The 14,334-nt window shown below is 35.0% G+C and carries 14 protein-coding genes; 8 read left to right on the top strand and 6 right to left on the bottom strand.

Features of this window, described 5'->3' with window-relative positions:
• The 4 genes from EJP82_RS25090 to EJP82_RS25080 form a co-directional block, all read right to left on the bottom strand.
• Positions 1-194: recombinase zinc ribbon domain-containing protein (locus EJP82_RS25090; protein WP_211350295.1), on the bottom strand; the 194-nt coding region annotated here is incomplete at its 3' end.
• On the bottom strand, positions 194-1,180 hold the full coding sequence (locus tag EJP82_RS25085; RefSeq protein ID WP_425464370.1) for a recombinase family protein: 987 nt from the start codon (positions 1,178-1,180) through the stop codon (positions 194-196). The genes EJP82_RS25090 and EJP82_RS25085, both read right to left, overlap by 1 nt.
• 702 nt (positions 1,181-1,882) lie before the next feature.
• A complete protein-coding gene (locus EJP82_RS28045) occupies positions 1,883-2,032 on the bottom strand; it encodes a hypothetical protein (protein ID WP_170220297.1) in 150 nt (49 codons plus the stop codon).
• Between the two features lie 67 nt (positions 2,033-2,099).
• On the bottom strand, positions 2,100-3,014 hold the full coding sequence (locus EJP82_RS25080; protein ID WP_127194809.1) for a hypothetical protein: 915 nt from the start codon (positions 3,012-3,014) through the stop codon (positions 2,100-2,102).
• A gap of 701 nt (positions 3,015-3,715) precedes the next feature.
• On the opposite strand from EJP82_RS25080, the gene EJP82_RS25075 reads away from it, so the two are divergent.
• The 3 genes from EJP82_RS25075 to EJP82_RS25065 are packed head-to-tail and all read left to right on the top strand — an operon-like array spanning position 3,716 to position 6,911.
• Positions 3,716-4,864 (top strand): tyrosine-type recombinase/integrase, encoded by a 1,149-nt coding sequence (locus tag EJP82_RS25075; protein WP_127194808.1) that lies wholly within the window; start codon positions 3,716-3,718, stop codon positions 4,862-4,864.
• Positions 4,865-4,866: 2 nt separating this feature from the next.
• Positions 4,867-5,949 carry a tyrosine-type recombinase/integrase gene (locus tag EJP82_RS25070; RefSeq protein ID WP_127194807.1) on the top strand — a complete coding sequence of 361 codons (1,083 nt, stop codon included), beginning with the start codon at positions 4,867-4,869 and terminating at the stop codon, positions 5,947-5,949.
• A complete protein-coding gene (locus EJP82_RS25065) occupies positions 5,946-6,911 on the top strand; it encodes a tyrosine-type recombinase/integrase (RefSeq protein ID WP_127194806.1) in 966 nt (321 codons plus the stop codon). The genes EJP82_RS25070 and EJP82_RS25065 overlap by 4 nt, the downstream gene beginning before the upstream one ends.
• Before the next feature lie 497 nt (positions 6,912-7,408).
• Here EJP82_RS25065 and EJP82_RS25060 read toward each other — a convergent pair whose 3' ends face one another.
• Entirely contained in the window at positions 7,409-9,976 is a 2,568-nt protein-coding gene (locus tag EJP82_RS25060) for a DEAD/DEAH box helicase (protein WP_127194805.1), read from the bottom strand.
• Complete coding sequence (locus EJP82_RS25055; protein WP_127194804.1) at positions 9,973-10,881, bottom strand: HamA C-terminal domain-containing protein; 909 nt, start codon at positions 10,879-10,881, stop codon at positions 9,973-9,975. The genes EJP82_RS25060 and EJP82_RS25055 overlap by 4 nt, the downstream gene beginning before the upstream one ends.
• Before the next feature lie 405 nt (positions 10,882-11,286).
• Between EJP82_RS25055 and EJP82_RS25050 the strand changes: the two genes are divergently transcribed.
• From EJP82_RS25050 to EJP82_RS25030, 5 genes are all read left to right on the top strand, one after another.
• Positions 11,287-11,583, top strand: coding sequence for a hypothetical protein (locus tag EJP82_RS25050; RefSeq protein ID WP_127194803.1), 297 nt, complete (start codon positions 11,287-11,289; stop codon positions 11,581-11,583).
• Positions 11,584-11,716: 133 nt separating this feature from the next.
• The gene (locus EJP82_RS28955; RefSeq protein WP_425464369.1) at positions 11,717-12,067 is read left to right on the top strand and encodes a DUF3991 domain-containing protein; all 351 of its coding nucleotides are present in this window, start codon (positions 11,717-11,719) and stop codon (positions 12,065-12,067) included.
• A 398-nt stretch (positions 12,068-12,465) separates the two neighbouring features.
• Positions 12,466-12,909: a DUF488 family protein, N3 subclade gene (locus tag EJP82_RS25040; RefSeq protein ID WP_246054428.1), complete on the top strand. Its 444-nt coding sequence runs from the start codon at positions 12,466-12,468 to the stop codon at positions 12,907-12,909.
• Positions 12,910-12,920: 11 nt separating this feature from the next.
• Complete coding sequence (locus EJP82_RS25035) at positions 12,921-13,364, top strand: DUF488 domain-containing protein (RefSeq protein WP_127194800.1); 444 nt, start codon at positions 12,921-12,923, stop codon at positions 13,362-13,364.
• A 23-nt stretch (positions 13,365-13,387) separates the two neighbouring features.
• A complete protein-coding gene (locus EJP82_RS25030; RefSeq protein ID WP_127194799.1) occupies positions 13,388-14,050 on the top strand; it encodes a dual OB domain-containing protein in 663 nt (220 codons plus the stop codon).
• Positions 14,051-14,334: the final 284 nt, after the last annotated feature.

The raw sequence follows: 14,334 nt of genomic DNA, 5'->3' as shown, positions 1-14,334 counted from the left end.
TTCCATACATAACCATCCAGCAATTCAGCCCTGATTGAACGGCTTGGACAGCTAGTTACATCAGGACCATATTTCTTTGGGTTTACGTTTGGACAACGATAAGATTTATATTTTTCGCGTATTCCCGTACTATTATTAGGTCTACCGGAGTAGGTGGTTGCTTCCCACTTCCTTCCACAATGACCGCATCTCATTAAAGACTTAAGTANCGATAAGATTTATATTTTTCGCGTATTCCCGTACTATTATTAGGTCTACCGGAGTATGTGGTTGCTTCCCACTTCCTTCCACAATGACCGCATCTCATTAAAGACTTAAGTAGATATTCGTGTTTCACATTACCGGACATTTTCTTGTTTTTAGTTCGCTGCTCTTGTGCCTGTGAAAATAAGGGATCCTCTATAATTGACGGTACCGTAACAAGTAACCAGTCTTTTTCATCACGGTATGTGTATGTTTTCTTAGGTGCTCCTTTCTTTGTACGTTCACCCTTTACTTTTTGTGTTTTTCTCCTGTTGTAATATAACTTCCCTATATAAACCTCTGACTTCAAAATATTTTGGATAGAACTCGCACTCCAGTTTTTACTTTCAGCCCGCTTAGGCTCTGCTCCTAGCTCAACTAATTTCGTACCAATCTCTCTTAAAGTTAAATGATCATATACATACCATTGATAAATTAACTTCACGAATACAGCTTCTTGATCATTAATTTCTAAGTGTCCTTCGATCCAATTATATCCATAGGGTGGTACCCTCATTGGCATAACTTTATTATCTTTTTCTACTGCAATCAGACGCCCTCGAACAGTTCTCTTTTTTATCAGTGACAATTCATATTGAGCGATTACGCTGATCAGATTGAAAAATAGTTGTCCTTCCGGAGTGTTCTTGTATTCCGTATCTACAAAAACCAAATTTACATTTCTTGATTCAAATTCTCGACAAACAAAAAGTTTATCTGTTAGATCGCGAGATAACCGGTCAGGATGTGTAATAATAATGCAATTAACCAAACCGGAAGCAACATCTTGCCTAAGTTGATTCATTGCAGGTCGTTCAATATCTTCACCACTAAACCCTTCCTCTTTATATATCTTAAGTTCATTTTCGATGACATGTATTTCCTTAGCTTTCTTAATGCAAAGTTCAACTTGGCCGTCCAAGCTAGTTCCTTCCATTGCTTGCATGCCCGTGGAAACGCGTGCATATACGGCCGTAAGCATAATTATTAGCTCCTTTCTTTTATGAAAAGTGTTTTAAATGTTTCTATTCCTATAGGCATGTTTTAGTCTTTCTATATGATCAAAATAGATCTGTAAATTCTCTTCGGGCACATCCAATTTTGTAATACATAGACACGATAAGTAACATCCCGTGCTTAATGGAAGAAAGACCTCAGTTGGGTTGTTCGAGTCAAGATACACCAAAACATCAATATTCCCCGTCTCAAGTACTTTGTGAAACCATTGCTCTCTTATTGCTTTAGAACAACTGTAAATTGAATCATTTACGATAATACCCTCCGTACAGATAATGCCTGAAACAGTTTTGATCGACAATTTAGACACACCACCCATACAGGAACATTTGTTCTCATTTATATATAGCGTGTCCTTATTTCAAAAAAATAAACCGGCTGATGATATCAGTCGGTTTTTAATATTATTTTCTTCAGTATATAGTCAATCACTCTCCACTTAGCTTCCAGAGTTTCGTCAGATATAACGGCAGATTTAGTATCAACACATTCAAGCTGGGTTAAAGGCACGTAAATGAATAAATCTGCATTTTCCATCAAACCACCTCAGTTATAGATATTCTGTATGGGGCTTGACCTAGTCCATGTTTAATCTTAGAAATAAACAAGCTAATACATGTCATCAATCGTTAGATTCATTAGACTCATTCCTACCGGATTCGTTCTCTTCATCAGTTACTGATCTTTTATCTTCTTCTGTTATCCATTGTTCGATAATTTCTAATGCTATGCGCCGTTGTTTTGATAAATCACAATCTGTTTTCTTTACCAATAAAAAAACCTCCCGATATCTTATATCAGAAGGTTTTCCTAACATTATTACTTATCCTTTCGTTCACTTAATAAAGTGATCGATCAAATTTCTCAAATTCAACAGGTGGACATATTGGTCGTAACGATTCACAATGTCTCCAAATGATAGTTTGATTTATTTGACTCGGAATGACTGTTCGCTTATATCCATGTAATATCTCTTTTCCGTAAAACAGTGCTCTAAATCGTCTACATGCAGTAGTCGTAGCATAGGTATTACTCAACTCAACAATTACTGTTCCAAATAATATCTCTACTCTTAAATAAAGCCTCTCCAGTTCATGTTCATTAATCACAACGGCCCTAATATCATGTACATCAGGCTTAAGACTATTTATAAAAGGAATCAAGTCCTTTCCACTAATTTCATCAGTTTCTAGTAATCCAAAATGCTCAACACTCCAAGATAGATCAGGCTTGTCTCTAGTTAACCATTGCAATGGTACACGTGCTAGTAAGGCGATAAATGCAAAAAACTCAATTGGAATATTAATATCAGGAAATATTTTTCGAACAAGTTCATTTCTTGATACGTATCCCTTTTGATTGTTCATCTTTTGCTCATTTTTACCAATAGAATCAACCCGTGTGAAATACCTCATTTTATCGTTATTGAAACCATATAAAGTTCTTAAACTGTTCTGACTAAATCCGATCATTTCTTCCCTCATTATTACTATTCGCCTGGTTTTTACATCTAATGCAAGTAGGAAAAGCGAAAGTTCTTCCACCTGAGACCTTAAAAAAAGCAATTCTGGCCATTCATATGTGAACTTACCATGAAGTCCTCTTTTATATCTCAGAAGATCTTCTGATGTTAATTTTTTTTCTCCATTTTCATATTGCTTTTGAAATTGCTCAATTCTCCTTAATCTAATAAGGATATCTTGATAAGTAATTCTGTTTGCTTTCTTTTTCTTAGGTTTACGGGAACTAGTCAAAAGGATCACCCGTATTTAACCTTAATATAGTTATAAGATAGAGACCCCTAATCACTTAATAAAGTGAAGATCCCTGATTTATTGAAATAAAAAGTAAATTTCACCTTGTTTCATCATGTCTTGTACACTTTATTAAGTGAACAAGAGTTTGAACTATATTCTTCGGTTATCATGATAGTGGCACAGTGAGCTGATGCTGCTGAAGTCAAAAAAGGTAAATATCGAGACTGAGAAGAAACAAAACTAAAATCCGATATCGAGACTCGAAATATCTCCATAGCATCTACACCTCCTTTTTCGCCGTTTTAACCATGATAATGATGAAACTATCTCTTTAGAAATTGGGATTTTTACATCTATATTACACCAAACGCTTTAGCGGATTAAAATTTTTGTCATCTTACAAAAATAATATGACAAAATTACTAAATTTTAACAGAATAAAAAAGACCAGAATTTAATTACATTCAAGGTCCAACTCAAATTTAATAAATATTAATTTGTGCAGAAAAACGCACAGTTCATCCCGTTAGGAAGAGTAATTTTAAATCATTAGAAAGCTCTCCTGAGCCGCCTGGCGGAGAGAATAGGAATACGAATATGGTATAACTCAACTCTACCAAAAATATCTAGTGTTTACAACAATACTATGAATATATTAATAGTTTTTGAGAATAATAATATTGAGGTGAACTTAAATTATGATTGAATTGGCCAAGGCTCTACCAGGATCTACCTATAGTAGAAGAAAATTATCATTTAGTTTAGTTATTGATCACATCAACCGATTAGAAACTAATCAAAAACATAAAGATGACTTAATCCTACAGCTTACTAATTCGCTCTTTATTCCAATCCCTCCCCAAAAAAAATTAAATTGCTTAAAAACCAGAACTGTTGAACGACTATCACCCGATAAGAAGTACTGTAAAGCCATACTTGAATTCAGTAATTTTTATCGAACTAAATACACGGAAAGTACTATAGATGTTAAGCAAAGATCTCTTAGAAAATTCATCAATTTTCTATCTACTCAAACAAATATTTACTTCACTTCTTTTGAACTATCGGAATTTTCGGATCTCTCTAATCAAAACCTACTAACATACGAAAGATTTCTTGTAAGAGAAATGGAGTCACATTCCATTCAGAAATGTACAGTTTATAAATATCTAAGAACTATGCAATTATTTATTGACCTCTTAAGAGCAAAAAATATTTCTAAACTTAGGTATATCATCCCCCCTGAGCTTCGAGATAACGGCAAATGTTCCAATATTAAAGCGTCTGTTGAGGAAATAGCAGCAATATTAGAAGCATTAGATAATTTAAGTGTATTTAAAGAAAGAGATCTTACAGTAGTTCTTCTTACAATGGAACTCGGATGTCGACCAATTGAACTTGTAAATATCACATTAAACGACTTAGAACTCGTTGAATCAAAGATTGTATTCTTCTGTCAGAAATCGGGCCAAAGAACCTTGAACATAAGTAAACATCTTACTAAATTACTAAAAAAGTACCTTCTAGTTCGTGCAACTTTTAATCTGAACCACGACTATTTGTTCACCAATCAATATGGAGAGCCCTTAAGTAGAAGTGGTGTTGCCTCCATTATGGGACGAGCTAATTTAAGAGCTTTCGGAGAAAGAAGAATCAACCCCAAAGCTCTCAGACACACGTATGCAACCAATGCTTTGGATAATTTAAATGATTTTGATGAAGTTTCCAAAGCGCTGGGACATCTCCATTGGTCCTCAACTGAATACTATGTTCATAAAAGTATAAGCAGGCTTCTTAACATGTCACTACCTTATAATCCAGCAAATCAAATTAAAAAGGAGGTGTAACCATGGATCAGTTTAGCTTTGATATAAAACCTGAATTGGACCCTGAGTATGTTTGTGAACAATTTGGAATAGACCCAAAAGATTTTTTTGCTTTTTTGCAAGGGAAAAAGAAACTAGAAAGCGACAAAACGATACTTTTTGTCATTGAGGAATTCAAAGATTATATTATAAATGATAAAAAGAAATCACCAAATACTAAAACTTATTACTTAGCGTTCTTAAATCAATTACAGCGGTTTTTTAGGGATGGATTCACAGAAAGAAAACTCATCAATTTAGATATCGAAATCTTTTACGAATTCCTTGAAACATGCACTCCTAAAAAAGGTGATACTATTGCAAGTGGTACGATAGATACGTACCAGGCAATCATAAAAAGTATGCTTGAATTTGCCTATGTTCGTAAGTATGTAAATGAAGATTTGCGAGGACGATTTAAAAATATCGGTGACGAGCTAAAGCCACGGTATATACCTGATGGATTAGTAACATCACTATTAACAGAATCCAAGAAAACTTCCTGGCCATTTTTAAATTACACGATCATATATTTCATGCTAATGACTGGTTGTAGGATTAGTGAGCTAATTAAACTGCGTGTTGGAGATTTCAATCTTAATGAAAATGTGATTTTTATAAGAAAAAGCAAAAATGGTCGCGAACGATACGTGCCTATGTATCCAGAATTAAAGGAAGCAGTGCTAGACTTTTTCTCTAGAACTGGTTTGCATAAATGGGATATTCTTAACAAAGAAGCTCTCTTTAGTAAGAGATGTTACGATGGTAGAACACCTTTAAGCAAGAGAAACGTTCAATATATGTTGGATAAAATATATACCACCCTAGGCATGAAAGGTTTATATACTGTACATGGTTTGAGACACACCTTCGCAGTTAATTGTATTAAGCAAGGAATGCCTGTCGATATCTTGCAACAAGTACTAGGGCATAAATCTATTGAAACCACAAGGATATATATTCAATTACTACCTAAAGATCTTAAAGATGAGGTTACCCGGAAATATCCTTTTCCATTTGAAAAGTTGTTGAAAGACATGATCGGAATTGGGAGAATACAGCAATGAATTTTATGGAATTAATTAAAGTTTACCTGAACACATCAACTTTGGCCCATCAAACTCTTAAAAACTATCATAAACGTCTAGAAGAATTTTGTATCTTTCTGTCACAACAACTTCAGTGCAAAGTAGATGATGTTGATTTAGACAAGATTTACAAAATATATAATTCAAAAGATGAAATAGTTTCGCACCGTCCCATTGATGCAAAATTAATAGACTTTTATCTTGTACAAATGGTCCCTCATGGTTACAACAAGTTATTAGTTACTTCAAACGCACTTAAAAGCTTCTTTAGATTCTTCTCAAAAAATTACAATTATTTCGATATAGTTTCAAAACAACAATTTAATATAAATGATTTTAAAAAAGTGAAAAAGCCAATTAGGATTCTTTCCCGTCATGAAGTATTACGATTTTTACAAAGCTTAATTAAGTATAGTAAGAATTTGGAACGTGATACTCTATTATTTACTCTTTTACTTTCGACCGGGTGCAGAATTTCCGAGATTTCAAATTTACGGTTAAAGAATATTTTTATAGAAGATGAATTGATTTTATTAGAAAAGACAAAATCAAAAAAACAAAGAGTTGTTGCGCTAAGAGACGGATACGGAGATATATTAAAAGCCTACTATGCCGAGAACAATTTAAATAATGATGATTTCTTATTTAATATCAACGGTAATGCGATTACACGATCCTATGTTACATCTCTTTTGGACGAATATTTACTGAAGGCAAATCTTCCACATGTCGGAATCCATAGCCTCCGCCACTCCTTTGCGACATTTATTTATGAAGCAGGAAGTGAAAGTACGACCATCCAACAATTACTGGGACATGAATCACTTCTAACCACCCTTATTTATATTCACCCCTATTACACCAGAAACCATAATATAAAAATTAAAGAGAATGATGATGTTTATAAAATAATTGCACCTATCTTGAAAAAGTATATTTGAATGTACCTACCATAAGCAACAAGTCCAGGATAACCGCCTGAATTTAGACCAATCGAGGAGTTTCTGAGACGACAGGTTGGTCACGAGAATGTTCGCAGCAGGGTAGAAACAAAGAAACGAACATTAACAAAACCAAAGACGTTCTGGAAGTGGAACGGTAAGCAAGCAAAAAAAGGCCGCTCATATAGAATGGCCCGTACTAGTATTACTATACTTGCTTCCGCTGTTCAATTTAGTTCAAACAAATGCCAGTCAATTCAGTTCCGAGAGAACGCGGAAGCAACAATACGGCATCAGGGAAATCGCTTTCTGTCTAGACACGAACATAGTGCTACCCACTAATATGGCATCCATTCCCCCAACTGGAAAAAAGGCTGCCTTTTCCTTTAAGGATATGCGATCCCTGGTAATGAAACATTTGTATAACTCCCGCGTTACAAGAACTTTATTGACAATTTGTAAATATTTCTCGCGATTAGGAAAAAGTCCGGCAAGCCTTAACTCCATCCCAATGTATTTGATACCTCCTCATACTCTTGCATGTATTTCGATTTTTGAAGTTGCTCTTTTAATTCATTTTCTAGGAAATCAGTTATTATTCCGTTTTCCATAACGAAAAAGTCAAGGTAATTGTTTTTCAAAAAACTAGCTATATGTCTTTGGAAGCCTAGATTTTGTAATTCTATTATTGTAAGATCTGTCGTTCCATATTCTAAATAATTATCCCAATTTGGAATATCAATAGTTTCTTCGTCCTTTTGATATTTAATGTTTAACAAATCAACATAATTTTTCACATAAATTTTTATTTTAAAGCGAAGCAAATTTTCAATATCCGATACTACGTTGTTTACTATATGATTTATATGGGCCCTATTCTCTTTTTCAAACAGTACAAAGTCTCTATTATTAATAGAGATTTGCTTACTGTTCTCGTCGAAATAATTGATTGTCTTCTTAATAATAACGTTCAGTGGTTGGGAGTTAATCCATGAACTCATCAAAACTGCATAGTACCCTAAGACAGCTTTACTTCTAACTAAAGGATTTCTCCCTCCAGATTCTTCTTTTTCCCAATTGTACAAATCACAAAGGGTATTAAGTAAATCTAAGCACTCTTGATATCCTGTTCTTTCAGGGATATTCATTAAGCTCATTGAAGATGAGAGAATTTTGTTTTGGTAAACTAACTTAATTGTAGAACTTTGAGAAAGAATTTTCTCTGGAACTTTATTGAATTTTTCTAAGTAATTAATTATTTCCTTCGCTTGATTATTACGATCAATGAACTTGCTTCTGAGAATTGAATCAGTTTTACTTAAAGCATGATAGGCTAGAATATTACCGTAAGAATCTAACATTCTTTTTTCATTTTCTGTTACATGTTTTCTAGTAAACGGCTCATTTCTAATTGAGTTTCCAATGTTAATATAAAACTTCCCTTGATTAGTCATAAGAACAGAAGATACATCGCCTACAGACTTGTCCTTAATAACTTGGAGATCCTTATCCGGATTCTCCCAACGATTTCTTTTATCAATAATACGTAAACAGATAATGTTACCACTTAAATCTTCTGTTAGTCTCCCTGCCCTACCAGCTAAATTCCAAAAATCAATCTTTGATAATTTAGTTAGTCCAATAGCATTGCTTAAAATAAAAATATTTTTTGCTGGAAGATTTACTCCTTCCAAAAGAGTAGAAGTGCAAAAGATGTTTTTTATTATCTTTTTTTGAAAAAGCAGTTCAATCTTTTCTCTAATCCGTTGAGGTAGCCCACCAAAATGATAAGCAACACCTTTCTTTAGACAGTCCACAAGGTAATATTCTTCATGCATAGTATCTTGTACAAGATTAATTAACTGTCCAAGTTCATTATCAGACCTGTATGATAAAGTTTTAGCATACTCTAAAGCATACTGAATAGTATCATCTTTAGTATTGCAATAGATAATATTCGGACTGTTTTCCCCCAATATATTGATAGCATTTTTTAAATTGGTATGGGAATCAGAAGCGTAACCACTGTACTCTAATACTTGTTCATCACCATACTCTGAAAAATAAACTGCACGCTTCTCAATACAATCAATAAAAAAACGATTCTGTGCAACCGAGTTTTCTTTTATACTTAAGGTTTCTTCCACACTATTTCCGACTAACTGTAGAAAGATTTCAGTATTCGGTACATTAGGAGATGAGAAATAAAGATTTATACTTTTCCGTTTAGCAATCATTAAAGCATGATAAAATAATGGCGCACGCGTGTCGGTTTCAGATAACAGTTTGTGAGCCTCATCTACTAACAAATAGTTTATTACTGGATTGGCTTCTGATAGATATGATATGAGTCTCTCCGGAGTCAATACGAAAATAAATCTGGTATCACTCTGCTTATATAATAATGGTACTACAGGTTTAGTTAATATTTTGTATTTTTTGTTGTTTATTACGTTTTTTAATTTCATAGAAACTTGATTTATCAATGCCCTTGTAGGAACCAGTAGAGCAATGTTATCAGACCCATTCTTTTTTTCGATCAAGTATTTAATAAATGATTCAAAAATAAAAGACTTTCCAAATGAGGTTGGACCAGAAAAACTAAAGTGGTTACTATCTTTCATCTTTTCAAATAATTTATATTGAGTATCCGTGAAAATATTAGAAGAACCCGGCGCGGCTTGATACGTTTCTTTTACTATTCGATCTATTACTATTTCATCCGAGTGAACCTTTGTTTCACCTAATACAATTTCAATTGATGGAAAATTGCCCAACTTTACCAATACGTTATAAGCCTGTAACTTAAACATTTGATCATCATTATAAAATGCATGAAGCAAACTGATTATCTTATATGCAGTGTTTCTTGCTTCGTATTTCTCAGAACGACAAAGAATATCAGCAAATCGAAGCAAGTCTAAATACTCTTTTCCAGTAAGATTAAGTACCTCTGTGTTTTTACCTATGAAATGATTAGCATATTGCTTTTCTAACTTCACTATTAAGGTCGACACATAAGGATCTTTAAGCGCTTTATCCACTAGTCTATTTAGAAATGTCATTTTATCAAACTCTCCAGTATTTTCATTCTCGATAGATCGATATCTAAGAAGGGCATTGTATACACATAAAAATTATATCCAAATAGCTCATGTTGATCTATATAGTTTTCAATATTAGTGATTTTTTTAGCTACAAGCTCATTAATATGTTCGTCTATCATAGTTCTAAATTTGTCATTTGGTAATCTACGTTGTTTGTCATCAAGATTAATTTCAAAACCGACAAAAATTCCGAAAGCATCATCAACTTCAAATGATCTATCATTAGTAGGATAAATAAGTTGTTCAATAAACAATTCTTCTTCAGTAGTCCAGGTTTCTCTGAAAACACTTGTAGATAGCAGGGATTTCTCATAGCTGATTCCGCTTTTCTCTTCCCCCTTTTGATTCTCTTCTTTCAAAAAATCATTAATTGACTGAAAAGCATCCCGAAGTCCAGTTGTTAAATCATCGTATAATTTAGACTCACCAAAGATTAATTGATAATCTCCACTTGGCAACTTTAAGAAGTGTATGCCATCTGATCCGTTCACATACATGTTTGTGGAGGTCTTAAGTTCTAATTTCGATAAAATCTTGGGAGCATTTAAGTGGCCTTCCAAAAAACAAAATAGTAGGAATTCTCCCAGCTCCCCCTTGTTTTCCTTATAGTTCCGAAATTTTTCTCGGGCTTTTTGAGATAATGTCATTGGAGAGCCTTGATACTTCTCCTTTGTTTTTCTGGAAATAGAAAAATCAGCGACAGATTCAATTAGACTTTCTACCATGCTAGAATAATCAAATTGATTTGCATTAATAGGGCAAGTAAAAAGTTCTAAATTATTCTGCTGCTTGTTAATTTTATAGGATTTACTGTGTTTCAAAACATCTAACATTTTTTTTGAAAACGGACTAGTATCAAGCACGGCAAAGTCTCCCCAATAAATTTTATATTGATTAAAAACACAAAAAATCTACGTTGATTTTTCATCATCCCATCAATTTGATTCAACAATTATTTGATTAATCCAAGAAAAGTTTAGTTGGTAGGATTGTGAGTACTATTCTGAATCAAGATATTCGACATTTCCCGTAAATATCCTTCCATGCTTCCACATAGAAATAGCTAATAGGAACCATCACATATCGGTCTTCAGAACTAAAAGAATAAATTGAATTCTTATGAAAGGAGAACCTTGAGTATGAGTAATGTTATGAGGGTAATCTTCATAATACAGCCAATATGATCTATATCGGTATGTCGTTGGCCATACACCTCAACCCGTCAGCTTATCCGGGATCTCTACGATTTTAAAGATCAAGGGATTCGTTTGAAAGATTTGGAACAAGCCTGCCAAACCAACACCTCTATGAAATATGGATTCTCAACCTATAAAACAATGAATGGAGGGGATATATGGGCCCACAATCTCCCGTTCAACAAAGAACAAATCCTAGCAGAAAATAAAGTAAATCTTATGGGATTTGACAAAACACATGGTTTTATTCTTGAAAATGGAGGCAGCCTCGCCAATCATGCCAAACAAAGCGGTGGTCTTTATTTTTTCAAAAATAACAACCGATATTACCACTTTTCGAGTGATACGCTATGGCCTTCTGTCGTATGACTTTTAAAGAGGCAGTAGCGTACATATTGGAAATAGAGTTACCGGAAAAAACGGCTGTTATTTCTCCCAAAGAACATAGTCAGCTAATCTTGCCTAACAAGGCCTCTCATTATGACGAGTTGCTTGGTATTTAATTCAAATACGTGGCATTGCTCCTGAAATCATGTCTACTCTCATACACAAAAAGAAACTATATCAGCAGGATAAAATTGGAAAGTGCGTCTTTGTTGGATACGGCCATGACGGTGTTGCTAAGTACTGTTCTATGTGCGGTACAACTCCAAGCAAACCTTTTAATCAATACCGAGAACATTATGATAAAAGCTATCCATTTCATCTGACCGGTTATTCGAGCAACAATCGAGTGTATGTATCTAAAAGTCCTATTGATGTGATGAGTCGAGCAACCCTTTCCTTATTACGCGGTCAAGAATGGAAATCCGACCATTATCTTTCGCTTGGTCTGTCCGGATCATGCACTTGAACGTTACCTCCAGCATCACCCGCTTGATGAACTTGTCAATGATGCTCATGATTCCTACAGCAACGGTAGCCCCGCTCCCAATTGGGGACAGGTGGCTGCCCTGAAATACGCGAAAAAATATGCTCAGTTAGAGTATACTGTAACCATTGAAATTCCCAAATTCAAAGATACCAACGAGGATCTGCTTGCATTTCGAAGTAACGGTGTTGCTTGCAGCTACGAAATAAGATCATGTACTGGAAAATTAACTGGAGTTGCTTGATCCCCAATCCAGCCGGCCAGTTACTGCGCCATCCTTTTTCCATATTGGGTAAACTCTGTTATGATCTTTGTCGTATTATGGTATTATAAGTGTAATGAATTTTTTATCTGAGTGGCTTGAAAGGCGGTGCAGCGATTTGAATAATAAGTATCTAGATCCTCCTGGGGACTTATATACCTGTAATGCAAGCGGATTGCATAAAGTGAATTTCAAGGCGGATCTTTTGCTCATTACACGAGCTGGCTTTGAGATCAAAAACGCTGAAATTATTCGAGACCTTTCCCCTTCACCCGATTTATTTCAAACCTATCTGCAAGAATGGAAAGATAAACTGGATTATGAAGAATGGTGGCCTCTTTATGAGAAAAGGTTCTTAAAAGAGCTAGAATGGGATACCAGAGTGAAGGCTCTACGGGAAGTATATAAGAGGTTAATTGTTGGCAGAAATGTAATTCTTATTTGCTTCTGTAAGGACCACCGGTATTGTCATCGTAAGCTGGTAGGAGACTTTTTCTCCAAATATGGTGTCGAGGCCAAAGAACTAAATCCTGTTGAGGTTGAACAAGTCAAACTATTTTAGGGGGCTTCATTATGACAGTGGAAATATGTACAATTGGCTTTGCAAAGAAACCACTGCGCAAATTTATTGATTTGCTCCAACTTGAAAATGTAAAACATTTGATTGATACAAGACTCAACAACACCTCTCAGTTAGCTGGCTTTGCAAAAAAGGAAGATTTGGACTACATTTCGCACTTGGTGGGAATAAAATACAGCCACTTCCTTACCCTTGCTCCAGAAGCACAGATGTTAGAAGATTTCAAAAAAAAGCGTATTTCATGGGAAGAATATGAAAAGAGGTACCTTGATTTATTGCATAAACGAAAAGTAGAAAAGGATCTAGATCAGATTATGCAGGATGGTAAACCATGTTTTCTTTGCAGCGAAGATAAACCACATCATTGTCACCGCCGATTGTTGGCTGAATATCTGCAACAGTTTAACGGAGAAATTCAGACAATCCATTTAGTATAAATGATACAGGAGGTTTCCAAATTATGCGGTTTACTCTTTTGGCTGTTACAAAGAGCTTTGGCGGATTTTGCATTGCTGGAATGAATGAGGACGGTGACTGGATTCGGCCTATTTCGCAGGCTTCCAATGGCCGTTTTTGGACAAGAGCGGAATTGTCAATTGGAGGAAGATTCGCCCAATCCGGTGACGTATGGGACATTCAAGGTAGCCCCCCGCATCGGTTCGAATATCCAAACCACACTGAGGATTTTCTCCTCACAGGTTGGAGATTTGTCGAATCTCTGGGTCACACTGCGTTTTTAAGGTTTCTAGCAGAACGTTGCGAAGGAGAAACAGACCTGGAAGACGTATTTCAAGCAAACGGGAGAAGTCTTTGTTTGATAAGTGTCGATAGTTTCGAAGACTATACAACAAATATTGACAATAAGCACCGTGCCCGGATGATCTTTTCATCCGATGAATTGGATGTCGAAAATCCACATACCAATAATGGAAACATCGTTGTGAAGGATTGCAAATGGGAGGGATACTTGCTTCGAGGCGAACGTGTTCCAACCGTATATAGACAAATCTATGTTTGTATTGGGCTGGCCACGGCAAATAACTTTAATGGCATTGAGTACCCACAGGTTGTTGGTCTTCACACGAATCCCCATCTCGAAATCTTGATTCATTATCCAGACTAATAACGTATAGTTACACGGTGTGAACGATCTATTTTTCTTCTCTTATAGAGTTATCGTAAGTTACCAGCAGTAATTTAACTTCTGATAATTTGGACTCATGATATAATGTGCTACGAGCAATGACTGATTAACTTCAATAAAGCGCCACAGTTTCTAATGAAACTGTGGCGCTTTTGCATTCCTGGGGGCAAAAACATGACTAACCTCTCTTTATTTCATGGGATTAGACTTCTGTTTTCCCATTCTCCAAGAGGCTCGCCTCTTGGCAGTGGTGTAAAGGAGTT

Source organism: Paenibacillus anaericanus, from assembly GCF_003994475.1.
Classification (GTDB): Bacteria; Bacillota; Bacilli; order Paenibacillales; family Paenibacillaceae; genus Fontibacillus; species Fontibacillus anaericanus.
Note: the sequence above shows the minus strand (reverse complement) of the source record. Positions and strands in the feature narration are given on the sequence as shown.